The following is a 25,349-nucleotide window of genomic DNA, read 5'->3' as shown; positions in this document are numbered from 1 at the left end:
CCATACGATCTCTGGTCATGCAAGCGGATCTGAACCTGCTGACGGTGCTGGACGCCCTGCTCGAAGAGGGCAGCGTGATGGGGGCGGCGCAACGGCTGCACCTGTCGTCGCCCGCCGTGAGCCGCACGCTCGGCCGGATCAGGAAGGTGACCGGGGACGACATCCTGGTGCGCACCGGTCATTCGATGACGCCGACGCCGTACGCGCTGGGGATCGCCGACGAGGTGCACCGGCTGGTGCGGCAGGCCAACGCGGTGCTGACGCCGAGCCGGGAGCTCGACCTCGCCGAGCTGGACCGGACGTTCACCGTGCAGTGCCACGACGCGCTGGCGTCGTCGCTGGTGCCCGTGCTGGTCGGCCGGATCGCCGGGCTGGCACCCGGTGTGCGGCTGCGGGTGCTCGCCGAGCACTCCGCCGACACCGACGACCTGCGGCACGGCCGGGTCGACCTGGAGCTCGGCGGTGGTGCGCCGGTGTTGCCCGAGTTCCGCTCCGAGACGCTCGGCCACGACCCGCTCGCCGTGGCGATGCGCCCGGACCACCCGTGCACCGAGGGCCTCGACCTCGCGGCCTACGCGGCGCACCCGCACGTCGTGGTGTCCCGGCGCGGCCGGCTGTCCGCGCCGATCGACGACCTGTTGGCCGCGGAAGGCTTGCAGCGCAGAGTGATCGCGACGGTCGCGACCGTCCACTCCGCACTGCAGATCGCGGCGGCGAGCGACGCGCTGGTCACCACCACGGCGATCCTGTGCGGGCCGTTGATCGAGGCGTTCGGTCTCCTCACCCGGCCGTTGCCGGTCGAGTCGCCGCCGGCGCCGGTGAACTGCAACTGGCACCAGCGCTACGACTCCGACCTCGCCCACGCGTGGCTGCGCGACCAGGTGCGGGACTCATACGCCGAGGTGGTCCAGCGGTAGGGCGACGGCACCGGGGAAGCGCGGCGACTCGGCCTCGTCGAGCATCGCCGCGGCCACGGTCTCGCGGCTCACCTTCGCACCGAGGTCGAACGGCGGGGCGTCCTCCAGCCCGACCGTGCGCCGCGACGGGCTGATCGGCTCGTCGGACAGCACCCCGGCGTGGAAGACCGTGCCACCGGCGGCGAGCACGGTCTCGTCGGCCGCCACCTTGTCCGCGAGCCGGTCACCGAGGAACTTCTCCAGCACGCGGGCGCCGTCACCGGCCGCCGCGAACGACGGGCCGGTGCCGTACGCGCCGAGCCAGATGATCCGCGCCGGCCCGGCCGCGACGACCGCCTTGGCGCCGTCGAGCAGCACACCCGCCCGGTCCGTGCCGAGACCGGAGAGCACGACGGCCCCCGCGGCGACGGTGATGCTCGCCGGGTCGGTCACGTCCCCGGCCACCGTGCGCAGGTCCGGGTGGTCGAGGCCGATCTTGCGCGGGTCGCGGGCGATGGCCGTGACGGTGTGGCCGCGCTCCAGGGCCTGCCGGGTGAGGGCGAGACCGGTCCGCCCGGAGGCGGCGAGAACAGTGAGGTTCATGCCGAGAACGCTATGGGCGACGCCGATTAACATCAAATGAAACGTCGTCAACCGATGATTTACCCAGACGCAATCGGACTCTGGGCGTGATCAGCCCTCTTCGCGCAGCCTCTCCAGCGACGCGGCCAGGTCAGCCGGGTAGTCCGAGGTGTAGGTGACCCACTCGCCGGTGCCGGGGTGGTGGAACCCGAGCTGCCGCGCGTGCAGCCACTGCCGCGCCACCCCGAGCCGCTTGGCCAGCGTCGGGTCCGCGCCGTAGGTCAGGTCGCCCACGCACGGGTGGTGCAGCGCCGAGAAGTGCACGCGGATCTGGTGCGTGCGACCGGTCTCCAGGTGCACCTCGACGAACGACGCCGCCCGGAACGCCTCCATCACCTCGTAGTGCGTGATCGACGGCTTGCCGGAGTTCATCACGGCGAACTTGTAGTCGTGCTTCGGGTGCCGGTCGATCGGCGCGTCGATGGTGCCCTTGATCGGGTCCGGGTGGCCCTGGACGATCGCGTGGTAGACCTTGTCGACGGTCCGCTCCTTGAACGCGTGCTTCAGGGCCGAGTACGCCGACTCGGACTTCGCGACGACCATCACGCCGGTCGTGCCGACGTCGAGCCGGTGCACGACGCCCTGGCGTTCCGCGGCACCCGAGGTCGCGACCCGGTGGCCGGCGCCGGCGAGGCCACCCACCACGGTCGGTCCGGTCCAGCCCGGCGAGGGGTGCACGGCGACGCCGACGGGCTTGTCGACGACGATGATGTCGTCGTCCTCGTGGATCACGACCAGGCCCTCGACCCGGATCGCCTGCACGGTGACCGGCTGCGGCGGGGCGGGCAGGGTGATCTCCAGCATCGCGCCGGCCGTGAGCCGGTCGGACTTGCCCACGACCCGGCCGTCGATCAGCACGTCGTCGGCGTCGGCGATCGCGGCCACGACCGTGCGGGACAGGCCCAGCAGCTTCGCGAGACCCGCGTCGACGCGCATCCCGTCGAGACCGTCGGGGATGGGCAGCGTTCGGTATCCGCTCACGCGTCGATCTTCTCCTTGTGAACCGTCCCGTCGTAGTCGTGCTGCATCAGCGCCAAGATGATGATCGTCACGCCACCGCTGACGATCGCCATGTCGGCGACGTTGAACACCGGCCACACCTGGCCGAACGGGTCGAACAACGACAGGAAGTCCACCACGTGGCCGCGCATCGGGCCGGGCGCGCGGAACAGGCGGTCCGCGAGGTTGCCCAGCGCACCGCCGAGCACCAGGCCGAGACCGACCGCCCAGGGCGTCGAGCGCAGGTTGCGCGCGATCCAGGCGATGAAGCCGACGACACCGATCGCGATCAGCGCGAGGACCCACGTCCACCCCTCGGCCAGCCCGAAGGCGGCACCGGGGTTGCGGACGAACGTCAGGTACAGGATCCCGCCGAACAGCTGGATCGGCTCTGACCGCTCCAGGAACGCCACGGAGAGGACTTTCGTGAGGACGTCCAGCGCCAGCACCCCGGCGGCCAGCACCGCGAGGTAGGTGGTCCGCGGCTCCGGCAGCGAGCCGGTGATCGAGAACTCGGGCTCGGAGTCCGGCTCGGAGACCGTCAGGGCCTGCTCGGGCTCCGGCTGGTCCTCGGCTGCGGCCTCGGGGCCGACCTGCGGTTCCTCGACCGGTTCCGGCGCGCCGGCCTGCTCCTCGGCAGGCGTCTCGGCGGCCTTCGCCGTGGTCTTGGACTCGTCACTCACCAGGTCATTGTCCACTACCTGGACTACGCGAGGAACGGCGGCAGGGTTCGGCTGTCGTCCTCGGCCACCCAGCGGCCGTCGCGCTGTGTGTAGGTCCACTTCGGACCTTCGGTGACCAGAGCGCGCAGAGCGGCGACCAAACGGTCCACGTGCTCGGCCGTCGTGCCAAGGCCGATCGACGCGCGCACGGCACGTTCCTCGTGCCCACCGACCTTCTTCACGAGACGACCCACGATCACATGGGCGCAGAACGCGCCGTCACGCACACCGATGCCGTACTCGGCCGACAGCGCCGCCGCGAGGAAGCCCGCGTCGAAGCCGGAGACCGTGAAGCTCACCACGCCCACGCGGTCGGCGTCGTTCAGGATCGACAGCTCGCGGAAACCGGGGATCGTGCGCAGGCCTTCCCGCAGGCGCTGCAGCAGCTCCTGCTCGTGCGCGACCGTCTGCTCCCAGTGCCGCGACAGGGTCTCGCAGGCCGCGGCCAGCGCGTGCACGCCGACGACGTTCGGGCTGCCGGCCTCGTGCCGCTCCGGCACCGCCGACCACGCCACGCCGAGCCGGTCGCCGTGGTCGGTCACCTTCGAGGTCGCGCCACCGCCCACCAGGTACGGCTGGGCCTGCTGCAGCCAGTCGGACCGGCCGACCAGCACACCGGCACCGAACGGCGCGTAGATCTTGTGCCCGGAGAACGCGAGGTAGTCCACGCCCAGGTCGCGGGCGTCGATCGGGCGGTGCGGGGCGAGCTGCGCGGCGTCGAGCGCGATGCGGGCGCCGTGCGAACGGGCCACCTTCGCGAGCTCCTTCACCGGCCACAGCTCACCCGTGACGTTGGACGCCCCGGTGACGATCACGAGCCGAGGACCGACCGGGGCGGCGGCCAAAGCCCGATCGAGTGCCACGACAAGAGAGGCGGCACCCGACGCAGTATCTGATTTTCTGGAGGAAGTGGAGATGCGCTGCACGTTCGGCCCGCGCCACGGCAGCAGCGCGGCGTGGTGCTCGCTGTCGAACAGCACGACCGCGGTGCCCTTGGGCACGCTGCGGGCCAGCAGGTTCAACGCATCAGTGGTGTTGCGGGTGAAGACGACGGCGTCGGAGGAGCGGGCGCCCACGAACTTCCGCACGCGGTCACGTGCCTGCTCGTAGACGCGGGTGGAGACCTGCGAGGCGAACCCGGCGCCGCGGTGCACGCTCGCGTACCAGGGCAGCAGCTCGTCGACGGCGTCCCGCACCTCCTGCAGACAGGGTGCGCTCGCCGCGTGGTCGAGGTTGGCGTAGGTGACGCGCTCGCCGGTCACCAGCGGAACGCGCAGGTCGGCGCCGACGACGGCGGGAACCTTGGTGCTGGGGGTGATCGCGAGCGTCATCGAGCTGCCTCCTGGGCCCGGGGGCCTTCGTGGAGGCCCGCGCTTGACCGGCGCCCTGCGCGCCGGACCAGGTCCTCACCAAGGGCACCCCACCGCGGTTGGAGGGTTGCCGGCCAGCAAGCTTGGGCTTGACGCTGGCTCTCATGACCTGCCGACGACGTTAGCGGGCGCGTCACGATCCGTCGACACCTGATCACATCGTGAGAAGCGTCGGACCCCGACTATTCGCCGGTCTCGCCCTTCCACCGTGCGTAGCGACCGGCCCGGTCCACGGCACGGATCCGCCGCTCAGCGGCGTCGCGCGCCTCCTCGGTGGTCACGATGAGCAACTGGTCGCCCGTCTGCAGCCGGGTCGTCGGAAGTGGCGTGAAACTCTTCCCGGCCCGAACCACGAGGCTCACCGTGGCGCCGTTGGGCATGCGCAGCTCGGTCATGTAGACGCCGTGCAGCTTCGACCCGCGCTGGATCTGCACCTGCAGCAGCTCGGCGCTGAGCTCGTCGAGCGGCGAGGAGTCGACCTGGACCTCCTGCGGCTCGCCCGCGCGCACCAGCCCCAGCCTGCGCGCCAGGAACGGCAGCGTCGTGCCCTGCACCACCGTCAGCACCACGACCAGCACGAACACCGCGTCGACCAGTTCGCGCGCGCCCTCCACGCCCTGGATCAGCGGGATCAGCGCGAACACGATCGGCACCGCACCGCGCAGGCCCGACCACGAGAGGAACGCCTGTTCCCGCCACGGCACCTTGAACGGCAACGACGCGAGCGCCACCGACAGCGGCCGCGCCACGAACGTCAGCACCACCCCCGCGACCAGCGCGGGGAACAGCACGTCCAGCAGGCGCGCCGGCGACGAGTAGAGGCCGAGCAGGACGAACAACCCGATCTGGGCCAGCCAGCCGAGTCCTTCGGCGAACGACAGCGTGTCAGCCCGGTGCGGCAGCCGGGCGTTGCCGAGCACGAGCGCGGCGACGTAGGTGGCGAGGAAGCCGGAGGCGTGCACCAGGTCGCCCGCGGTGTAGGCGATCACGCAGACGGCCACGGTCGCCAGCGGGTAGAGACCGGTGGCGGGCAGCGCGGCACGTCTGAGCCCCGCGCCGCCGAGCCAGCCGAGCGCGATGCCGATCAGCGCGCCCGCGGCCAGCTCGTAGAGCACCAGCAGCGGCGCGGTCCAGGTGATCTGGTCGGCCGAGGCGAGCAGCACGACCGCGATGTAGACGGGCGCGTCGTTGAGGCCGGACTCCAGCTCGAGCGCCCCGGTCAGCCGCGGGCCGACCCCCAGCGACCGCAGCACGCTGAAGACGGCGGCAGCGTCCGTGGACGACAGCACCGCGCCCCACAGCAGGGCCATCCGCCAGTCGAGCCCGAGCAGGTAGTGCAACGCCGTCGCGGTCACCGCCACGCTGACCGCAACGGCCACTGTGGACAGTGCGATGCCCAGCCGCAGCGAGGACTTGACGGCGTGCCAACGGGTCGTGAGCCCGCCCTCGGTCAGGATCAGCACCAGCGCCGCGATGCCGAGCGACTGCGTGAGGTCCGCGTCGTCGAACCGGATGCCGAGCACCGACTCGCCCAGCAGCACGCCGATGCCGAGGTACAGCAGTAGCGAGGGCAGCCCGAGGCGGATCGACACCCGGACCGCGATCACGGAGATCAGCAGGACGGCGGCGCCGATGCCCAGAACGACCGTGACATCACCCACCTGGACCATTCTGGTTGATCACCACCGAATTGGACTAATCCGACGCGAAACCGACGTTCGCCCCTACCGCGGCACATGCACGGTGCAGCATGTTGATCAGTGGCTCAATCCCTACCCTGCACGGAGTTGAACCATGAGGATCCTGATCGCGCTGGCGGCCGCCTTGATGGTGGCCGGAACCACGACGGCGCAGGCGTCCGCGCCCGCCGTCCTGGCGGCGCCGAACATCAGCGTCGCGAACGTCCAGGCGCATCTCAACCAGTTCCAGTCGATCTCCAACGCCAACGGCGGCAACCGCGCCCACGGCAGGCCGGGCTACCTGGCCTCGGTGAACTGGGTGAAGGGCAAGCTCGACGCGGCCGGCTTCACCACCCGCGTGCAGTCGTTCAGCTACGGCGGCGCGACCGGCTACAACCTGATCGCCGACTACCCCGGCGGTGACGAGAACAACGTGGTCATGCTCGGCGGCCACCTCGACAGCGTCACGGCGGGCCCCGGCATCAACGACAACGGCACCGGCTCCGCCTCGCTGCTGGAGGTCGCCCTCCAGATGCGGGCGACCGGTTTCGCGCCCACCAAGCACGTGCGGTTCGGCTGGTGGGGCGCGGAGGAGCGCGGCCTGATCGGCTCGACGTACTACGTGAACAACCTGGCGTCGACCGACCGCTCGAAGATCAAGACGTACCTGAACTTCGACATGACCGGCTCGCCGAACCCGGGCTACTTCGTCTACAGCGCCTCCGGCCAGCCCTCCGGCTCGCTCGCGCTGCAGCAGCGGCTGCAGGCCGGTTTCACCTCGATCGGCGTGCAGACCGAGCTGACCAGCGTCGGCGGCCGTTCCGACCACGCCGCGTTCGCGCGGGCCGGCATCCCGGTCGGCGGCACGTTCACCGGCGCCGAGGGCATCAAGACCGCGGCCCAGGCGCAGAAGTGGGGCGGCTCGGCCGGCGTCGCGTTCGACCGCTGCTACCACCGCTCCTGCGACACCACGGCCAACGTCAACGCCACGGCCCTGGACCGCAACGCGGACGTGATCGCCTACACGCTGTGGGCGACCGCGTCCTGATCCCGTCCTGAAACCCCCGCGCGGCCGCGCCGGATCCCTGTTCCGGCGCGGCCGTGCGGGGCGGCGCTGGACGACGGGCGTTCGCGGGCTGGACCGGCGTTCTGCCGGTGGTGGCGGACGTGCGGATCGCGTGGCTCACTTTCGCCCCGTTCGGCGGGGACGAGTGGGCGCGCCAGACCGCGTTCGCCGTGCTGGGGCGGAAGTACTGGCTCAGCATCCTGTTCGTGCTCGCCGGCCTGACCGCGATGGTGTGGGCGGCGCTGGCAGCGGTCGTCGTCGCCGCGGCCGGGCTGGTGCGGCAGCGCAGCCGGTCGAGAACGCTGGTGTTCGCGTTCACGCGGCCGCGCCTTCGATCGAGGTCCGGTGCCTCGCCCCGGCTGACGAACCGGTTGCCGAGGAGATCCGCGCGGCCTGCCGCCGAGCCGGTTTTTCGTCGTCGTCACTCCGACGACGAGGGCCTGCGCCGCCACCAGTGGCTCGACTTCCGCGAACGCCGCCCCGACACGCTGCAGTTCTTGCTGTCGTTGTTGCGCTACCCGGCGCCGACCCCGTGCGGGACGGCCTCGCCCCGATCCCGCTGGTCTCCGACCGCTTCTCCGCACCGCCGGAGGTGCGCGCGTTCGTGCAGTACGGCCGCACGCTGCCCGCGTTCGCCGCCGCGTTCTCGTTGGTGTGTCGGATCTTCCGGCCGCCGACCTGGCAGCCGCTGACGTTCGGCGCCCTCGTCGTCCGGCACATCCAGCTGCCCTAGTCCCGCCGCACGAGCACCTCGACCGCCTCGTCGAGCACCGGTTCGACGAGGCCGGGCAGCGTCTGCCACATCTGCGCCTGGCCGAGGTAGAGGCTGAACGCGATCAACGCCCGTTTCCTGGCGTGCTCCGCGTCGAACCCGAGCTGCTCGAACAACACGGCGAGGTAGGCGAGCCGCTTCTTGGTGACGCGCAGCAGAACCGGCGCGATCACCTCGTCGTCGGCACCGGCCTGCAACGCCATCTCGACCGACCCCTTGCGCGTGCGGTCGAGCACGGTCGCGAACAACGTCCTGAGCTTGGCCTCCGGCGTCAGCTCCGCCTCGACCAGCTCGATGACCTTCTCGGTGTGCTCCCGCTCCCACCGCTCGACGGTGGCCTTGAGCAAGTCCTTCTGGCTCTTGAAGTGGTGGTAGACGCTGCCCTTGGTGGCACCCTCCCGCGCCGCGAGCGGCTCGATCGCGACGGCGCTCAACCCGCCTTCCGCCAACGCTCTCAGCGCTTTCTCAGTCCAGTCGTCACGAGTCCTCCGCACCACAGTTCCATACGCTACCGTATGTTCCGAGAACACACGGCACCGCATGGAGGGGCTCACCATGATCAGGAACGTGCACTCGCGCGACCTCGGCGTGCCGGCCGGCCCGTTCGTCGACCGCATCCAGGAGCTCTGGCCGCCCGCCTGGGGCAGGCAGGAGTTCGACCGCCCGCTCGGCGTCGGCGCGGACGGCGGCCACGGTCCGATCCGCTACCACTGCACGGAGTACGTGCCGGGTTCGTCGATCACGTTCGAGTTCAGCGACCGCGACGGCACGCACACCCTGTCCGCGTCGGGCACCGTGCTGACCCACGAGCTGATCGGCCGCTTCGCCCTCGCGAGACGGCTGCAGTGGGCGTTGGTGATCCGCTGGCTGCACGACGCGTGCCTGGAGGACTTCCTCGACGGCTGCGAACGAGCCGCGGGCCGGGAGCCCGCCGCACCGGCCAGGTGGTCACCGTGGGTGCGGCTGGTGCGACGGGCGTTCGGACTGCTCATGCGGCAACGGCAGCGCGCCTGATCACGCGCAGGTGCCCCGGCACGGGGTGCGGGGCACTTGGTTCAGCCGCAGTACGCCTCGAACGGCGTGAAGGTGCCGTCACGGTAGACGCGGCCGTACAACGCACCCGTGTCGGCGAACTTCTCGTAGATGCCTGCGGGCAACGGCTCAACCTGACCGCTGTGCCGCCACACCGCGGACGAGCCGCTGGTCGTCGTCCCCACCACATCCCCCTTGGCGTTGACGTCCACCGCCTCCGCAGCACCGGGCAGCACGCGGACAACACCCTGCGCGTCCCACACGACACCCACCTGGTCGGCCCAGCCGTCCTTCGCGGCGAACCCGACCGCCTGCCCGTTGCGCACCGCGCGAACCACGGTGTGCCGGTACCCCTCCGGCGCCTGCAGGGTGCTCCGTGTACCGGCCGCGTCCCAGAGGTAGGACTGGACCGCCTCCCCTTGCGCCCCGTACCGCGCCGCCCCGACACGCCCCTCGTCGTCGATGTCCTCGACCTGGTACGTCCCACCGTCATCGGTGCCCGCGATCGCCTGCGGATCGGCCGACGCACCCCAGACCACCACCGACCCACCGGACCGACCGGCGATCCTGCCGTAGTGGTTGATCGCGGCCGCCGACGCCCAGTTGGCTCCGGGCAACGGGTTCAGCCCCATGCTGCCCCGCCACGCCCTGCCGTCGGAGCCCGAGGTGATGACGGTCCGGGTGACGTCGACGTCGTGCGGCACCTCGCCGACGCCGATCCGCTCGGCCAGCACCTCGCCGTGGTGCCACAGCAGCAGGACGTTCCCCTTCTCCGCGGAGTCACCCCAGCCCAGCACCCAGCTGCCGTCGTCGGCGCCGCCCGTGATCAGCGAGAGGCGGGTGTCGGCGGGTAGCGGGAGGTCGGTCGTCGACCAGGTGCAGGTGGCGGCCTGGGCGGTGGCGGGGGTCAGCAGGCTGAGCGCGGTCAACGACGTGATCAGCAGTGATTTCATCGATGTTCCCCAGAGTTGTGTGTCGGACCGGTCATGCGCACTGCGCGCGGACCGGGTGTGGCGCCGTGGTCGGGCGCCGGTGATGGCTCGCCAGTGGCAGCGAGCACGCTGGTGGGTGGGACTTCGGCGGGCGCGGGTGCTTGGCGGCTGCTGGCGTCGGCGAATGGCATCGGCGGACGCCACCGACGGCGAGCAACTCGCCGGTGGACGCGTTGGTGACGGGACGCGCGGGTGCGGAGGAGTTCACGTCGCTCGGCATGACCGACGAGAACCAGCAGAGCCGCGGCGGCATGACGCGGTGCGGTGCGGATGCAGCGCGATCTCGTCCGGTGCCGTGCAACGCCGAGCCGTGCCGTACCGCGCGATGCGGTGCCGTACAACGCATCGCATCGCATCGCATCGCCGTGCTGTGCAGGCAGGCGGGCCAGCAGGCCCGGCCGGGCCGGGCCACCGTCACCCCCGAGCCGATGGCCTCGCCCGCCTCCGAACCACACCGAACAGCCGCGGCTACGAGCCCGGCGCGCCAAAGCGGCGGCCGGCGCCGCGGTCAGCCGTGCGCGTTCACCCCGCCGCGCACCGCAGCACCACCGGGTACGAGTTCCACGAGTCGAGCACGACCGTGCCGTACGCGTCGCCGTCGTCGGTCAGCGAGCCGAAGCGGGCGCTGGTGTTGAGAGGTGCGTAGCGGTCCGGGTCGGACCAGACCGCGGTGCTGCCGCGGACCGTGCCCAGCAGGTGGCCGTGCGAGTTCACGTCCAGGGCCTCTTCGGCGTCGGCGTAGGAGGCGCTCGGCTGGCCGGAGGAGTCCCAGCGCGAGATCTTCGCGCCCGACCTGCCCACGGCGTGCGAGCCGCGGACCGCCGTCACCTCGTCCGCTTCGGCCAGGCGGACCGGGCCGGCTGCGCCGAACCAGAAGGTGCCCGAGGCGGAGGAGGCCAGGACGGTGCCGTCGTCGGTGATGCCGATCGGGGTCCAGGACGCGTCGGTGCCCGGTACCGGTTGCGCTTCGCCGGAGCCGGCCGGCCAGACGACCGGCTTGCCCTCGGAGCGGCCGAGCACGTCGCCGCGCTCGTTCAGGTCGAGCGCCTCCACTCTCGTCTCGCCCTGGTGGCCGGTCAGCGTCGTGTACCGGCCGTCCTCGTACCGCGCCGCCGCCGGGAACAGGTACGACGTCAGGATCACCGCGCCGGACGAGTTCACGTCGGCCGCGGAGACCGGGTTGCGGGAGAACGACAACTGGTCGAAGAGCTGGCCCGCCTTCCAGATCAGGACCACGGTGCCGTCGATGTCCTTGAACCCGCCGTTGCCCACCGCGAACGCACCCGCGGCGCCCACCACGCCGACGCCGCGCACCGCGTCCGGTACCGGCAGCGCCGACTCCTCCCACCGCTCGCACGCGGCCGGTTCGGCATGCGCCGCAACAGGTGCCACCGCCGACAGCACCACAGCGCCCACCAAGGCGCCCACCAGAACGCGCCATCCCCCAGACTTGACCATGGTCGATCCCTTCGCTCGTTTGGTCTGGTTCGACCGTAGCGAGGGGGTCTGACAATTTTCTGCCTCGGACGCGACGAGGGGCCGTTTCCGGGTGAGATCTCCGAAAACGGCCCCCGCTACCACGACATCACGCGCGCGCGACGGCCACCTTCACCTTCGCGCCGTCGCCGACCGTGCCCTCCGCGACACCCGCGCCGAACACCACGGAGGACGTCAGCGTCTCCGACTTCACGAACTCCAGGTGCGGCTCGACCGCGGCCTGCACCGCGTCCGGCAGCTCCAGCGTCAGCGTGATCCGGTCGGACACGTCGAGCTGCGCGTCCTTGCGCGCCTGCTGCACCACCCGCACCAGGTCCCGTGCGACGCCTTCCGCCTCCAGCGAAGGGGTCACCACCGTGTCCAGCACGACCACGCCCGCACCGCCGGGCAGTGCCGCCGTGGCGGCCGGATCCGTTGCCACCAGGCGCTGTTCGTACTCGCCCTCGAACAGCTCGATGCCCGCGGCGACGACCTGACCGTCCACAAGGGACCAGTCGCCCGCCTTGACGGCCTTGATCACCTTCTGCACGTTCGGCCCGAGTCGCGGACCGGCCGCCCGCGCGTTGACGACCAGCTGGAACTGGCCGTACGCGTCGACGTCCGGGGTCAGCGAGACCTCCTTGACGTTCACCTCGTCGCGCACGATCTCCGCGAAGTCCTCCAGCGCCGCCGCCGAAGGAGAAGCGACCGTCAAGCGCGCCAACGGAAGCCGCACGCGCAACTTGTTCGCCTTGCGCAGCGACAAGGCCGTGGAGCACACGGAGCGCACCTCGTCCATCGCCGCCACCAAGGCGTCGTCCGCCGGCAGGTCCGCCACCGCGGGGAAGTCCGTCAGGTGCACCGAACGGCCACCGGTCAGACCACGCCACACGACCTCGGTCGTGTACGGCAGCAACGGCGCCGCAACGCGCGTGACGACCTCCAGCACCGTGTGCAGCGTGTCGACCGCGTCCTGGTCACCGGCCCAGAACCGCCCGCGCGACCGGCGCACGTACCAGTTCGTCAGCACCTCCAGGTACTCGCGCACCAGCTGGCAGGCACCGGAGATGTCGTAGACGTCCATCGCCGCCTGGACGTCGCGCACCAGGTCGTGCGTCTTCGCCAGCGCGTACCGGTCCAGCACGTGCTTCGAGTCGACCCGCCAGGTGCCCTCGACGCCCTCCGCGTTGGCGTACAACGCGAGGAAGTACCAGGAGTTCCACAGCGGCAGCACGGCCTGGCGCACCGCGTCGCGGATGCCGCGCTCGGTCACCACCAGGTCGCCACCGCGCAGGATCGGCGACGCCATCAGGAACCACCGCATGGCGTCGGAGCCGTCGCGGTCGAAGACCTCGTTGACGTCCGGGTAGTTCTTCAGCGACTTCGACATCTTCTGGCCGTCGTCACCGAGCACGATCCCGTGCGCCACGCAGTCGCGGAACGCCGGCCGGTCGAACAACGCCGTCGCGAGCACGTGCAGCGTGTAGAACCAGCCGCGCGTCTGCCCGTTGTACTCGACGATGAAGTCGCCGGGGTAGTGGTTCTCGAACCACTCGGCGTTCTCGAACGGGTAGTGCACCTGCGCGAACGACATCGAGCCCGACTCGAACCAGCAGTCGAGCACGTCCGGCACGCGGCGCATCATCGACCCGCCCGAAGGGTCGTCCGGGTTCGGCCGCACGAGCTCGTCGATGTGCGGGCGGTGCAGGTCGGCCGGGCGCACGCCGAAGTCGCGCTCCAGCTCGTCCAGCGACCCGTACACGTCCGTGCGCGGGAACTCCGGGTTGTCCGACACCCACACGGGCAGCGGCGAGCCCCAGTACCGGTTGCGCGAGATGTTCCAGTCGCGCGCGTTCTCCAGCCACTTGCCGAACTGGCCGTCCTTGATGTGGCCGGGCACCCAGTTGATCTGCTGGTTGAGCTCGACCATCCGGTCCTTGAACTGCGTCACGGCCACGAACCACGCCGACAGCGCGCGCTGGATCAACGGGCTCTGGCAGCGCCAGCAGTGCGGGTACGGGTGGTCGTAGGTCTCGTGCCGCAGCAGCAGACCGGCGTCCTTGAGGTCGCGGATGATCTGCTTGTTCGCCTCGAACACGTGCACGCCCGCGTACGGCGGCACCTCGGCGGTGAACGTGCCGTCGGAGCCGACCGGCACGACGACCTCGATGCCCGCCGCGTCCGTCACGACCTTGTCGTCCTCACCGAACGCCGGTGCGATGTGGACGATGCCGGTGCCGTCGTCGGTGGTCACGTAGTCGGCGGTCAGCACCTGGTGGGCGTTCTCGCGGCCGACGAAGAAGTCGAACGGTGGCAGGTACTTCTTGCCGACCAGGTCCGACCCCTTGCAGCGGGCGACGACCTCGGGCTCCTCGCCCAGCTCACGCGCGTAGGCGGCGACGCGGGCCTCGGCCAGCAGGTACTGCGAACCGTCGGAGCCCACGACCGTCACGTAGTCGACGTCCGGGTGCACGGCGGCGGCGAGGTTGCTCGGCAGCGTCCACGGCGTGGTCGTCCAGACCAGGGCCTTCTCACCGGACTCGAGGCGCAGCGCGACCGTGACGGCCGGGTCCTGCCGGTCGCGGTAGGCGTCGTCCATCTTGGTCTCGGTGTTGGACAGCGGCGTCTCGCAGCGCCAGCAGTACCAGAGCACGCGGAAGCCCTCGTAGATCAAGCCCTTGTCCCACAAGGCCTTGAACGCCCACATGACGCTTTCCATGTAGTCGAGGTCGAGCGTCTTGTAGTCGTTGTCGAAGTCGACCCAGCGGGCCTGGCGGGTCACGTAGTCGCGCCACTGGTCCGTGTACTGCAACACCGACGTGCGGCAGGCCTCGTTGAACTTCTCGATGCCGAGCTCGTCGATCTCGTTCTTGTGCGTGATGCCGAGCTGCTTCTCGGCCTCGTACTCGGCGGGCATGCCGTGCGTGTCCCAGCCGAACCGGCGCTCGACGTGCTTGCCGCGCATGGTCTGGTAGCGCGGCACGACGTCCTTGACGTAGCCGGTCAGCAGGTGGCCGTAGTGCGGCAGGCCGTTGGCGAACGGCGGTCCGTCGTAGAAGACGAACTCGTTGTCCTCGGCCGGGTTGCGGTCGATGCTCGCCTGGAAGGTCTCGTCGTCCTTCCAGTACCCGAGCACGTCCTGCTCGAGGTTCGGAAAGGACGGCTGCGCCGGGACCTCGTTCGCGCCGGCCCTGGGGTAGGCCATCTCCACTGCTCCTCGCGGTCAGATGCGACACACGCGAGGACGACACGCCGATGTGGCTCGGCGAGCCGCGGTACCACCCCGCTTGCCCGCCTGTGACGGCGAGCCGCTCGTTCTTCGGCTGTGACGGGCCGGTCCCGTCCGGTTCTACTGGGATCCCGCAGGACCTGTTCTTCCGGAGGCTCCCCGGTGATGGCCGGATCGGTGCCTGTGGTTACAGGGTAACGGGTGGGCGCAAACCGTATGCTCGCGCGATGACGTTGACCACCGCGCTGTCGCTCGTGCTGGCCGTCCTGTTCGTCGCGACCGGTGCCGGCAAGCTCGTGGGCGCGCGGAAGTCGATCGAGGTCCGCGACCACTTCCGGATGAGCGCGACGCTCTGGCGCACCATCGGCGCGCTGGAGTGGGCGGGTGCGGCCGGCCTGGTCATCGGTTCGTTCACCTGGGAGTGGGTGGCGCACGCGGCGACGGTGGGCCTGGGGCTGCTGATGGTCGGCGCGACGATCACCCGGCTGCGGTACGACTCGAAGCAGACCGGCGTGGTGCTCGACCTGGTGCTGCTCGGGTTGCTGATCACGCTGCTGTTCCTCGACCGCTGAGGTTCCACCGCCGCGGTCGCCGGTCGGCTGAGCAGAACCACTCATCGCGCGCCGATCTCGGCACCCTCAGGATCCACGCCGAGCACGGCCAGGCCGAGTACGTCCTGGTCGAGCTGTCGCGGCACGACGGACAGCTGATCACGGCCGGCTCGTACCACGACGAGACGGTCAAGGTCGTCGCCCGCGGCTTCGGCTGCCGCGACGACACGTCCGACTTCACCGTCGACCGCGTCGAGTACAACGCTGACGGGTGGACCGACGTGTTCGGCGCGAGGATCACGCACACCTGCGGTGACCAGCCCTTCAACGCGTTCCGCGCGCGAGTCGACTTCACCCGTTGACACCGGTGCCGCCGGGCACCACCGCGGGGGACGAGCCGGACCACCCGTTCGGCGCGAGGAGAACGCCGCTGGAGCCGCTGCCGAACACCAGGCCGGGCAGCTCGACGCCGTCGTCGGCCCGGAAGGTGATCGCGTCCTCGCGGAGGTCCGCGGGCACGCAGTGGTGCGGCTCGGTCTTGGGCTGGGCGATCGCCGGTGCCGCGTGGAGCAGCACGAACGCGCCGACGACCACTGCCCCAGCACTGATCTCAGTGGCATGGGGGGATTCACAGCGCGCCGAGGCGGCGCTCGTCCGGGGAACGGCCCGATCCGTCCCGTCAGGGAGCGGAACGGCTCTTGCGCACGAGCACGCCGTCCGGGGTGCACACGCCGCACGGTGTGAAGCCGAGCTGGCGTGCTTCCTGCACCGGGAGGCCCAGCGCGGGCCTCCCGGCGAGCCAGGAACACGAGCTCAGGTGGTACCGGGGCCGCTCGTCCAGCACCCGCACCTCGTCCACCAGATCGGCCACGACGAGCAGGTCCGCCGCGTCGGTGTCCTCTTCCGGTGGTTCCTGATCAGCAGGCGGCGTGTCGGCGGGCGCCGGAACGACCACCTGTTGATCATCGGCTACAGCATGTTGATCTACACTCTGGGCGACGGCTGCGGGGTCCCCCGGACGTCGCCGCCACCAGTCCCATACGAGGACCAGGGCGGCGAGCACACTCGCACCCACGGAGGACCACGCCCAGATCGTGTCGGACGTGGTCAGTGCGGGAACGAGCAGCCCGAGGGCAGCCAGCACCAGAAGCAGAACTACGAAGAGCACCTAGCGAACAGTAGTTCAGCCCGCTTCGGCGCGTGCGCCGAAGGAGTAGCCCTGCGAACGGCCCTCGGACGGAGCGGCGGGGCCGCGGTCCTGCAGGTCGCGCAGCTGCGCCTCGAGCATGGTCTTCAGTCGCGTGCGGTACTCGCGCTCGAACGTCTGCAGCTTGTCGATCTGCTTTTCGAGCGTGTTCTTCTCCTGGGTGATGTTGCCCATCACCTCGGCGTGCTTGCGCTGCGCGTCGCGGTCGAGCGCGGTGGCCTTCTCACGGGCCTGCCGCTCGAGCGTCTCGGAACGCGTGCGCGCGTCGTTCAGCATGGTCTCGGCACGCGTGCGTGCCTCGTTGACCATCGTGTCGGCCTTCACACGGGCCTCGGACAGCAACTGCTCGGACTTCGTGCGCGCCTCGGACAGCATGCCGTCCGCCTCGGCCTTGGCCTCGCCGGTCAGCCGGTCCGCCATCTCCTGGGCGAGCCCGAGGACCTTCGCGGCCTGCACGTGGTGGTCTCCGCCCCCGCCAGGGGACGTCTGCTCCATCACCGAGGGCGGCGGGACCGGCGCCAGGCGGCGCGGCGGCTCCTCGACCGGCATACGGCTCGTCACGGGGCCGGAAGAAGCCTTCGCACGCGCGTCGTCGAGGTCGGCACGCGTGGTCTCGAGCTGCTGGTCGAGCTGCTCGACCTGCTGACGGAGGTCGTTGTTCTCCTCGATCAAGCGGGCCAGCTCGCCCTCAACCAGGTCGAGGAACGCGTCCACCTCGTCCTCGTTGTAGCCCCGCTTGCCAATCGGCGGCTTGCTGAACGCGACGTTGTGCACGTCAGCGGGGGTCAACGGCATCGGATCACCTCTCGCACTCCTGGGCTGCGGTCATCCCACGGTTCCCCGTCACCTGGGATCTGCAACTTGCATCAAAATGATAACGAGCAGCCACAGCACAATAATCGATAGGTCCAGCCCGACGCCCCCGATCCGCACAGTCGGGATGAACCGACGCAGTGTCCGGACCGGTGGGTCGGTGACCGTGTACACGGTTTCCAGCGTTACGGCTACGCCGCCCGCCGGACGCCACTCCCTCGCGAACGTCCGCACCAGCTCGACCACGACGCGCGCGGTCAGGAACAGGGAGAACGCGAAGAGGACGTAGTAGATGACGAGACGGATCGGGTCCACGGCGTCAACTCTAACCGCGGTTCCCGAAGCCACCTTCCGCCAGCTTCCTCCGGTCCTCCGCCGTCACGTCAACGTTGGGCGGTGAGAGAAGGAACACCCTGCTGGTGATCTTGTCCATGGACCCGCGCAGAGCGAACGCGAGTCCGGCCGAGAAGTCGACGAGGCGCTTGGCGTCCGCGTCGTCCATGTCGGTCAGGTTCAGGATCACCGGAGTGCCGTCGCGGTAGTGCTCCCCGATCGTGCGCGCCTCGCTGTAGCTGCGGGGATGCAGCGTGGTGATGCGCGCCAGCGGGTTGCCCGCGGGCTCGGCGACAGGACGCAGCCTGCTCACGGGCTCGCGCTGCGGATCGACCGCCAGCGCACCGTGGACCGGTGCGTCGGCACTCCAGCGCCGCGTGCTCGCAGGGGCGGCGGCCCCGCGCCGCGACTCCGGCTCGTAGTCGTCCGTCTCGTCGAGGTCGGCCCGGTACCCGGAGCCCTGGAGCTCCGACCGGCCCGCCGTGAACGCGCGGCCGCGCCGCGGGTAGTCGTAGTCGTCGGCCTCGGCCGCGTACTCGGACCGGTAGTCGCCGTAGCGGCCGCGGTCGTCGTCGTAGCCGGGGTCGTCTGCGTACTCGGCGGGGACCATCCCGAAGTAGGCCTTCAGCTTGTGCAAAGCGCTCATTCCAGCCCCTCCTCGGCGGTTCCCCACTCTTAGGGACGGCGCGGACGGTCCCGAGGTTCCCGACAACCTAAGGCGAGGTTAGTCGCCGGCTGCCGAGCAACGCCGTTCCGACACGCACACAGGTCGATCCGTGCGAGATGGCATCTTCCAGGTCGCTGCTCATCCCCGCTGACAGCTCGACAGCAGTGGGATGATCATCACGTAGGCCTGATACCACCGATTCCAACGCCTCAAACGCCTGCACCGGTTCCATCGTCAGAGGCGCGACGGTCATCGCACCTCGGAGAATAAGATCACCCGAACGTGTGATCACGCCAGCCAGTTCCGCCACATCCGCAACAGCAACCCCACCGCGTGACGTGTCGCCGTCGATGCTGACCTGCAACAACACGTCGAGTTTTCTTCCTGCCGCGTGCGCCGCTTTCGCGAGCGCCTCCGCCAGCCGCACGGAGTCCACCGAGTCGACCCGGTCCGCCCATTCGACGACCGACTTCGCCTTGTTCCGCTGCAGCCGCCCGACCATGTGCCACCGCGCTTGCGCGAGATGTCTCAACTGGCCGGCTTTCGCACTCGCCTCTTGATCGCGGTTTTCGGCGAAGTCGCGCAAACCGAGCTCGTAGAGGATTTCGACATCGCTCGCCGGCCAGGTTTTCGTCACCGCGAGCAACATCACTTCGCTCGGGTCCCGCCGGGCCGCCGCACACGCCTTCCCGATGCGTTCGCGAACTTCGGCGAGGTTCGCCGCCAGCTCGTCGCGCCGGTTCACGGTTCGATCCAGATGACCGAGGCGAGCCTCCCGGTCGGGTTCTCCCGGCGGTGGCTGAACAGGTCCTTCTCCTCGAACGTGCACCGCGGGTCGACCCCGATCTTGCCGACCCCGGCGCTCGCCAGCTGGTTCCACAGCCCGGCCCGCAGGTCGAGCGCGGGCTTGCCCTTGCGCGACTTCGACGCGCTGCCCGGCAGGTGCTTCTCGACGTCCCGCTGCATCTCCGCGGGCACCTCGTAGCACTCGCCGCAGACGCTCGGCCCGAGCAGGACCTCGATCCGCTCCAGCTCGGCGCCCTGCGCCATCATCGCCTTGAGCGTCTCGACCACGACGCCGACCCGCGCGCCGACCCGGCCGGCGTGCACCGCGGCGACGACCCCGCCCTCCTGGTCGCCGAGCAGCACCGGCACGCAGTCCGCGGTGAGCACCGCGAGCGCCAGGCCGGGCTCTTTCGTCACGACCGCGTCGGTGGCCTCCAGCGGTTCGGCCCGCGGCCCGTCGACCACCTGCACCGTGCGGCCGTGGACCTGCTCCATCCAGACCAGGCGGTCCGGGGTCAGCCCGATGCCCTCGGCGAGCCTGGCCCGGTTCGCCTCGACGGCCCGCTCGGCGTCCCCCACGTGGTCACCGAGGTTGAACGAGTCGTACGGGGCCTTGGACACACCACCGGAACGAGTGGTGACAACACGACGAATACGCACGCTCACACCCTAATTCGCGGCCACAAAGCAGAACCCCCTGAGCACCGTGAACGGTACTCAGGGGGTCCGACAAGATCATCCGGTGATCAGCGCCGCATGAACGGCGGCACGTCCACCTCGTCATCCGGGTCCTCGGTGACCGGGACCGGCCGCGAGGGCAGCGAGCCGTTCTGCGACAGCGACCGCGGCACGGACGGCACGTAGCCGTTGCCCTGGACGGGCGAGGGCTGCGGCGGCACCGTCGTCGGCGGCTGCACCGGCGGGCCGGGGCGCACCTCCGGCTGCGGCACCGGCGGGGCCTGCACCACCGGCGGCGTCTGGGCCACCGGCTGCGGGCCGGCTGCGGGGCCGGCGGTGTCGGTGCCGCCGTGGCCGCGGCGATCGGGCCCGTCGCGGTGCGCGGCGCCGACGACAGCGCCGTCGGCTCCAGCTTCTTGTGGGTGGGGCCACCGCTGTCGAACCCGGCGGCGATCACCGTGACCCTGACCTCGTCGCCGAGCGAGTCGTCGATGACCGTGCCGAAGATGATGTTCGCGTCCGGGTGCGCGGCCTCCTGGACCAGCGACGCGGACTCGTTGATCTCGAAGAGGCCCAGGTCGGAGCCACCCGCGATGGACAGCAGCACGCCGTGCGCACCCTCCATCGAGGCCTCCAGCAGCGGCGAGTTGATCGCCTTCTGCGCGGCCTGGACCGCTCTTCCCTCACCGCGCGCCGAGCCGATGCCCATCAACGCCGAGCCGGCACCGGACATGACGGACTTGACGTCCGCGAAGTCCAGGTTGATCAGACCGGGGGTGGTGATGAGGTCGGTGATGCCCTGGACACCGGAGAGGAGGACCTCGTCGGCCGAGCGGAACGCGTCCATCAGGCTGACACCGATGTCACCCAGCTGGAGCAACCGGTCGTTGGGGATGACGATCAGCGTGTCGCACTCGTTGCGCAGCGCCTGGATGCCGTCCTCGGCCTGCTTGGCCCGCCGCTTGCCCTCGAACGAGAACGGGCGCGTCACGACACCGATGGTCAGCGCGCCGAGCTTGCGGGCGATCGAGGCCACCACGGGGGCGCCACCGGTACCGGTGCCACCGCCCTCACCCGCGGTCACGAAGACCATGTCGGCCCCCTTGAGGACCTCCTCGATCTCCTCGCGGTGGTCTTCCGCGGCCTTGTGGCCGACCTCGGGGTTCGCTCCGGCGCCGAGGCCGCGGGTCAGCTCGCGGCCGATGTCGAGCTTCACGTCGGCATCGGACATCAGCAAGGCCTGTGCGTCGGTGTTCACCGCGATGAACTCGACGCCCTTGAGCCCGACCTCGATCATGCGGTTGACGGCGTTGACGCCGCCACCACCGATGCCGACGACCTTGATCACCGCGAGGTAGTTGTGCGGGGGCGTCATCGGATCCGCCTTCCTGATCGTGGTCCGTGCTGTGGTGCTGGGTGGTGATGCACCCGGATTGAACCTCCCAACCTCTCATCGAGGCTCAGAGTTATGTCAACCCCATATGTTCCTGCTGGACGGTAAGCACCGGCGGTGCGTCGGTCCAGCAGCCACGCCGCAGATTCCCAACACTGTGCGCTACTACTCCCCGGTCGTGCCGTCAAGCAGTCCGCACGATGCTGAGCACTGCGCACCACAAGCGTAGTCGTGCCCCGGATCTGGAGATCGTCTCCCCCACTGTTCTCCGCTTCCGCGCCTTTTGCGGATGATCTCCCACTTTCGGCACGCGGTCGCCTGCGACAACGGGCGGTACGACCGGCGCAGGTCCCACCGGGGCCTTGAGTACTTCCTTCGGGTGAGAACGACCGATGCGGCTAATACCGAGACGACCAGTCCGATGAGCACCGTAGTCGTTCACCCACGAGGAGGCCCGTCTTGGCACCCGCACCCGCATCCGTGCGTTCGCTCGTCATCGAGGCGATCGTGTTGGAGCTCGTCACGAGCAGGCTCGGCGGCCTGGTCGTGCGGTTGCTGAAGTCGAACGCCTGACCCGGACCCGCAGGAGAGATCCCCGTGTGCTCCCAGCCACTTCCCCGCACCCACCGCCGCACCCGCCGGGTCCCGGCGCCGTCCCGCCCGCGCACTCCGCGCCCCTGACGACGTCTGCAAGTACCACCAACCGAGCCCGAAACCGCCGCCGACCACCACCAAGTTGTTCGTCAGCGAGCGGAAGAGTTGGTGGTAGCCAGCGGCGTTCGATCAAGAGTTGGTGGTACTTGCAGATGCGGTCAGGAGACGGTGGCCAGGTCCGGCGCCGTCACGTCGAACGCCAGTCCCTTGCGGCTCAACAGGACCAGCAGCACGGCCGCCTTGCGCGGCGTGTCCTCCGAGCCGCCCCACTTCACGACCCGGTCGCCGGTCAGCACCAGCTTCATGTCGGCGCCCGTGGTCGCGGAGACCTGCACGAGGTCGGCGCGCAGGCGTTCCGGCAGCTCGTTCAGGACGCCCACCACGGCGCGGGTGGCCGGGTCGGCGGTGGACGGGGTGGCGAGCACCAGGTCCGGCACGCCGGGTGCGGGGGCCGGCAGGGTCGCGTAGTCCTTGCCGGTCGAGTCGACGAGGTGGTAGCCGTCGTCGAGCTTCACCGAGCCGACGGGGACGCGTTCGGTGATGAGCAGGCGGACCGTACCTGGTAGCTGGCGTTCGACCTCGATGGCGGCGATGCGCGGGACGGCGGCCACTCTCTCGCGGATGCCCTGCAGGTCGAGGCGCACCAACGGAGAGCCGGACTCGATGGCGGCCGCAGCGCGCACTTCGGCGTCGGTGAGCACCACGGCGCCATGCACGTCCACGTTGCGGACGCCGAGCAACGGCGTGAAGAACACGCCGTAGGTCAAACCGATGACAGCCAGCACGGTGCCCAGGGCGACCAGGCGGCGGCGCAGGATGATCCTGCGCCGCGCCCGGTACTCGGGGCTCCGTGCGCGCCGGTTCGCGGGGCGAGCGCGCTGGGACCTGCCGCGAACCGGGGCGCTCATGACCGCGCTTCGCCTGACAGCGCGCTGACGATCTCGGGGCCGAGCATCGTGACGTCACCGGCCCCCATGGTGACGACCAGGTCGCCTTCGCGGACCAGCGACGCGACCAGTGCGGGCACCCGGTCGAACGACGGCTCGTAGTGCACCGACGCCGTGACCTGGTCGGCGATCAGACCGCCCGTGACGCCCGGTTGCGGCTCCTCGCGCGCGCCGTACACGTCCAGCACGACGACCTCGTCGGCCAACGACAGCGCCGCGGCGAACTCCGTCGCGAACGTCTTGGTGCGCGAGTACAGGTGTGGCTGGAACACCACGACCACACGGCCTGCCCCGGCGACCGGACGTGCCGCGCGCAGCTGTGCGTCGACCTCGGTCGGATGGTGCGCGTAGTCGTCGTAGACCGACACACCGCCGGCACGGCCCTTGAACTCGAACCGGCGCCGCACGCCACCGAACGCCGCCAGGCCTTCGAGCAGCCCGGCCTGGTCCGCGCCCAGCTCCAGCCCGGCCAGCAGGGCCGCGACCGCGTTCAACGCCATGTGCTCGCCCGGCACGGCGACCCGCACCTCGACCGCGACGCCGCCGATCTCGACCGACGCCAGGCCACCGCTCTCGGCCGGCTTGTAGTCGACGATCCGCGCGTCGGTGGCCGTGCGCCCGTACTCGCGCACCCGGATCCCGCGCGCCCGCGCCTCGGCGACCAGCCGGGCCGCACCCGGATCGTCCACACAGGACACCAGCACGCCGTCCGGTGCGATCCGCTCCAGGAACGAGTCGAACACCGCCGTGTACGCCTCGACCGTGCCGTGGTGGTCGAGGTGGTCGGCCTCGACGTTCGTCACGACGGCGACCGACGGCGAGAAGAACAGGAACGAGCCGTCGGACTCGTCGGCCTCGGCGACGAACACCCCGCCCGTGCCCTGGTGCGCGTTCGCACCGGACTCGTTCAGGTCACCACCGATGGCGAACGACGGGTCGACACGGCAGTGCTGCAACGCAACGGTCAGCATCGACGTGGTCGACGTCTTGCCGTGCGTGCCCGCCACACACACGACCCGGTGGTCTTCCATGAGAGCGGCCAACGCCTCGGCACGACGCAGCACCGTGATGCCACGCTCGCGCGCCGCCGCGTACTCCGGGTTCGTCTCCTTGATGGCGGTCGACACGACCACCGCGGTCGGGCCACCGACGAGCTGGCCCAGGTTTGCCGCGTCGTGCCCGACGGCGATCCGCGCACCTTGCGCGCGCAACGCCAGCACGGTCCGTGAGTCCTTGGCGTCCGAACCGGAGACCTGCGCGCCACGTGCCAGCAGGATCCGGGCGATGCCACTCATACCGGCACCACCGATGCCGACGAGGTGAACGCGTTCGAGGCTCACTTCTTGATCACCTCCAGCACCGAGCGGGCCAGGATCTCGTCCGCCTCCCGGCGACCGGTGCCCAGCGTCGCCGCCGACATCTGCGCCAACCGGCCGCGGTCGGCCATCAGCGGCACGACCAGCGACGCCACCTTCTGCGGCGTCAGCTCCTCGTCCGGCACCAGCAGGCCACCACCGGCGGACACGACCGGACCGGCGTTCAGCGCCTGCTCACCGTTGCCGTGCGGCAGCGGCACGAACACCGCGGGCAGGCCGACGGCCGAGACCTCGGCGACGGTCATCGCACCGGACCGGCACAGCACCGCGTCCGCGGCGGCGTACGCGAGGTCCATCCGCTCCAGGTAGGGCACCGGCACGTACGCGGGCGCGCCGGGAACCTGCTGCACCGCAACGGTGTTCTTCGGGCCGTACGCGTGCAGCACGCCGACGCCGGCACGGGCGAACTCGGCGGCCACGGGCGCGACGGCCTCGTTGATCGACCGCGCGCCCTGCGAGCCGCCGAAGACCAGCAGCGTGGGGGCGTTCGGGTCGAGGCCGAAGAACCGGCGGGCCTCCGCGCGCAACGCGGCGCGGTCCAGCGTCGTGATCGAGTGCCGCAGCGGGATGCCGATGACCTCCGCGTCCGCCAGGCCCGAGTCCGGCACCGCCGCCGCCACGTGCGCGGCGAACTTGGCACCGACCTTGTTGGCCAGACCGGCCTTCGCGTTCGCCTCGTGCACCACGATCGGCACGCGGCCGCGCGCGGCCAGGTACGCGGGCAGGGCCACGTACCCGCCGAAGCCGACGACGACGTCCGCGCCGACGCGCTCCAGCACCTCACGCGTCTGCTTCACCGCACCGCGCACGTTCAGCGGCAGCTTCAGCAGGTCCAGCGTGGGCTTGCGCGGCATCGGCACCGGCGGGATCAGCTCCAGCGGGTAGCCGCGGGCCGGCACGATCTTGGTCTCCAGGCCGCGCTCGGTGCCGAGGGCGACGACGCGTGCGTCCGGTCGCAGTCGCATGACCGCGTCGGCCAGCGCCAGTGCCGGCTCGATGTGTCCCGCGGTGCCACCACCCGCGACCACGACGCACGGACCACTGGGGGCAGGGTGCCCGGTCAAGACTT

The 25,349-nt window shown here is 70.5% G+C and carries 26 protein-coding genes and 1 riboswitch; of the genes, 5 read left to right on the top strand and 21 right to left on the bottom strand.

Going from position 1 to position 25,349, the window contains the following annotated elements:
• Window positions 1-17 precede the first annotated feature (17 nt).
• The gene (locus tag BBK82_RS23100) at window positions 18-917 is read left to right on the top strand and encodes a LysR family transcriptional regulator (protein WP_065916864.1); all 900 of its coding nucleotides are present in this window, start codon (window positions 18-20) and stop codon (window positions 915-917) included.
• On the opposite strand, the gene BBK82_RS23095 is transcribed toward BBK82_RS23100, so the two are convergent.
• The 5 genes from BBK82_RS23095 to BBK82_RS23075 form a co-directional block, all read right to left on the bottom strand.
• Complete coding sequence (locus BBK82_RS23095) at window positions 891-1,499, bottom strand: NAD(P)-dependent oxidoreductase (RefSeq protein WP_065916863.1); 609 nt, start codon at window positions 1,497-1,499, stop codon at window positions 891-893. The genes BBK82_RS23100 and BBK82_RS23095 overlap by 27 nt on opposite strands.
• Window positions 1,500-1,589: 90 nt before the next feature.
• Window positions 1,590-2,474: an RluA family pseudouridine synthase gene (locus BBK82_RS23090; protein ID WP_065921286.1), complete on the bottom strand. Its 885-nt coding sequence runs from the start codon at window positions 2,472-2,474 to the stop codon at window positions 1,590-1,592.
• Between the two features lie 41 nt (window positions 2,475-2,515).
• Window positions 2,516-3,220 carry a signal peptidase II gene (lspA, locus tag BBK82_RS23085; protein ID WP_083268100.1) on the bottom strand — a complete coding sequence of 235 codons (705 nt, stop codon included), beginning with the start codon at window positions 3,218-3,220 and terminating at the stop codon, window positions 2,516-2,518.
• A gap of 23 nt (window positions 3,221-3,243) precedes the next feature.
• Entirely contained in the window at window positions 3,244-4,590 is a 1,347-nt protein-coding gene (locus tag BBK82_RS23080; protein WP_065916861.1) for an aminotransferase class V-fold PLP-dependent enzyme, read from the bottom strand.
• Window positions 4,591-4,624: 34 nt separating this feature from the next.
• A riboswitch (SAM riboswitch) is annotated at window positions 4,625-4,739 on the bottom strand.
• A 72-nt stretch (window positions 4,740-4,811) separates the two neighbouring features.
• A complete protein-coding gene (locus BBK82_RS23075; RefSeq protein ID WP_154697442.1) occupies window positions 4,812-6,290 on the bottom strand; it encodes a potassium/proton antiporter in 1,479 nt (492 codons plus the stop codon).
• A gap of 133 nt (window positions 6,291-6,423) precedes the next feature.
• Between BBK82_RS23075 and BBK82_RS23070 the strand changes: the two genes are divergently transcribed.
• Entirely contained in the window at window positions 6,424-7,356 is a 933-nt protein-coding gene (locus BBK82_RS23070; protein ID WP_065916859.1) for a M28 family metallopeptidase, read from the top strand.
• Window positions 7,357-7,906: 550 nt separating this feature from the next.
• On the top strand, window positions 7,907-8,107 hold the full coding sequence (locus BBK82_RS23065; protein WP_065916858.1) for a hypothetical protein: 201 nt from the start codon (window positions 7,907-7,909) through the stop codon (window positions 8,105-8,107).
• Here the strand turns inward: BBK82_RS23065 and BBK82_RS23060 are convergent.
• A complete protein-coding gene (locus BBK82_RS23060) occupies window positions 8,104-8,640 on the bottom strand; it encodes a TetR/AcrR family transcriptional regulator (RefSeq protein ID WP_237048326.1) in 537 nt (178 codons plus the stop codon). The genes BBK82_RS23065 and BBK82_RS23060 overlap by 4 nt on opposite strands.
• Before the next feature lie 61 nt (window positions 8,641-8,701).
• Here BBK82_RS23060 and BBK82_RS23055 point away from each other — a divergent pair, with 61 nt between their 5' ends.
• Window positions 8,702-9,160 (top strand): hypothetical protein, encoded by a 459-nt coding sequence (locus BBK82_RS23055; protein ID WP_065921285.1) that lies wholly within the window; start codon window positions 8,702-8,704, stop codon window positions 9,158-9,160.
• A 41-nt stretch (window positions 9,161-9,201) separates the two neighbouring features.
• On the opposite strand, the gene BBK82_RS23050 is transcribed toward BBK82_RS23055, so the two are convergent.
• The 3 genes from BBK82_RS23050 to ileS all read right to left on the bottom strand — a co-directional run bounded on the left by BBK82_RS23050 (window position 9,202) and on the right by ileS (window position 14,851).
• The gene (locus BBK82_RS23050; protein WP_065916856.1) at window positions 9,202-10,131 is read right to left on the bottom strand and encodes a hypothetical protein; all 930 of its coding nucleotides are present in this window, start codon (window positions 10,129-10,131) and stop codon (window positions 9,202-9,204) included.
• Between the two features lie 561 nt (window positions 10,132-10,692).
• Complete coding sequence (locus BBK82_RS23045) at window positions 10,693-11,628, bottom strand: hypothetical protein (RefSeq protein ID WP_154697441.1); 936 nt, start codon at window positions 11,626-11,628, stop codon at window positions 10,693-10,695.
• A gap of 127 nt (window positions 11,629-11,755) precedes the next feature.
• Complete coding sequence (ileS, locus tag BBK82_RS23040) at window positions 11,756-14,851, bottom strand: isoleucine--tRNA ligase (protein WP_065921284.1); 3,096 nt, start codon at window positions 14,849-14,851, stop codon at window positions 11,756-11,758.
• Between the two features lie 251 nt (window positions 14,852-15,102).
• Here ileS and BBK82_RS50435 point away from each other — a divergent pair, with 251 nt between their 5' ends.
• Window positions 15,103-15,447 carry a DoxX family protein gene (locus BBK82_RS50435; protein WP_154697440.1) on the top strand — a complete coding sequence of 115 codons (345 nt, stop codon included), beginning with the start codon at window positions 15,103-15,105 and terminating at the stop codon, window positions 15,445-15,447.
• Between the two features lie 41 nt (window positions 15,448-15,488).
• On the opposite strand, the gene BBK82_RS23030 is transcribed toward BBK82_RS50435, so the two are convergent.
• The 12 genes from BBK82_RS23030 to murG all read right to left on the bottom strand — a co-directional run bounded on the left by BBK82_RS23030 (window position 15,489) and on the right by murG (window position 25,344).
• The gene (locus BBK82_RS23030; protein WP_154697439.1) at window positions 15,489-15,791 is read right to left on the bottom strand and encodes a hypothetical protein; all 303 of its coding nucleotides are present in this window, start codon (window positions 15,789-15,791) and stop codon (window positions 15,489-15,491) included.
• On the bottom strand, window positions 15,778-16,020 hold the full coding sequence (locus BBK82_RS23025; protein ID WP_065916852.1) for a hypothetical protein: 243 nt from the start codon (window positions 16,018-16,020) through the stop codon (window positions 15,778-15,780). The genes BBK82_RS23030 and BBK82_RS23025 overlap by 14 nt, the downstream gene beginning before the upstream one ends.
• An 85-nt stretch (window positions 16,021-16,105) precedes the next feature.
• On the bottom strand, window positions 16,106-16,594 hold the full coding sequence (locus BBK82_RS23020; protein ID WP_065916851.1) for a hypothetical protein: 489 nt from the start codon (window positions 16,592-16,594) through the stop codon (window positions 16,106-16,108).
• A 15-nt stretch (window positions 16,595-16,609) separates the two neighbouring features.
• Window positions 16,610-17,428 (bottom strand): DivIVA-like cell division protein Wag31, encoded by an 819-nt coding sequence (wag31, locus tag BBK82_RS23015; RefSeq protein WP_065916850.1) that lies wholly within the window; start codon window positions 17,426-17,428, stop codon window positions 16,610-16,612.
• 48 nt (window positions 17,429-17,476) lie between these two features.
• On the bottom strand, window positions 17,477-17,752 hold the full coding sequence (locus tag BBK82_RS23010) for a YggT family protein (protein WP_065921283.1): 276 nt from the start codon (window positions 17,750-17,752) through the stop codon (window positions 17,477-17,479).
• A 19-nt stretch (window positions 17,753-17,771) separates the two neighbouring features.
• A complete protein-coding gene (locus tag BBK82_RS23005; protein WP_065916849.1) occupies window positions 17,772-18,425 on the bottom strand; it encodes a cell division protein SepF in 654 nt (217 codons plus the stop codon).
• Window positions 18,426-18,492: 67 nt separating this feature from the next.
• Window positions 18,493-19,191, bottom strand: a complete 699-nt coding sequence (locus BBK82_RS23000; RefSeq protein ID WP_065916848.1) for a YggS family pyridoxal phosphate-dependent enzyme — start codon at window positions 19,189-19,191, stop codon at window positions 18,493-18,495.
• Entirely contained in the window at window positions 19,188-19,892 is a 705-nt protein-coding gene (gene pgeF, locus BBK82_RS22995; RefSeq protein WP_065921282.1) for a peptidoglycan editing factor PgeF, read from the bottom strand. The genes BBK82_RS23000 and pgeF overlap by 4 nt, the downstream gene beginning before the upstream one ends.
• Window positions 19,816-21,285, bottom strand: a complete 1,470-nt coding sequence (gene ftsZ, locus BBK82_RS22990; protein ID WP_418287498.1) for a cell division protein FtsZ — start codon at window positions 21,283-21,285, stop codon at window positions 19,816-19,818. The genes pgeF and ftsZ overlap by 77 nt, the downstream gene beginning before the upstream one ends.
• Window positions 21,286-22,115: 830 nt before the next feature.
• Complete coding sequence (locus BBK82_RS22985) at window positions 22,116-22,865, bottom strand: cell division protein FtsQ/DivIB (protein WP_065916847.1); 750 nt, start codon at window positions 22,863-22,865, stop codon at window positions 22,116-22,118.
• Complete coding sequence (gene murC, locus BBK82_RS22980) at window positions 22,862-24,199, bottom strand: UDP-N-acetylmuramate--L-alanine ligase (RefSeq protein ID WP_154697438.1); 1,338 nt, start codon at window positions 24,197-24,199, stop codon at window positions 22,862-22,864. Before murC ends, BBK82_RS22985 begins: the two co-directional genes overlap by 4 nt.
• 41 nt (window positions 24,200-24,240) lie before the next feature.
• Window positions 24,241-25,344 (bottom strand): undecaprenyldiphospho-muramoylpentapeptide beta-N-acetylglucosaminyltransferase, encoded by a 1,104-nt coding sequence (murG, locus tag BBK82_RS22975; protein ID WP_237048324.1) that lies wholly within the window; start codon window positions 25,342-25,344, stop codon window positions 24,241-24,243.
• Between the last annotated feature and the right edge of the window lie 5 nt (window positions 25,345-25,349).

Origin of the sequence: Lentzea guizhouensis (assembly GCF_001701025.1) — a bacterium.
Lineage (GTDB): Bacteria > Actinomycetota > Actinomycetes > Mycobacteriales > Pseudonocardiaceae > Lentzea > Lentzea guizhouensis.
Note: the sequence above shows the minus strand (reverse complement) of the source record. Positions and strands in the feature narration are given on the sequence as shown.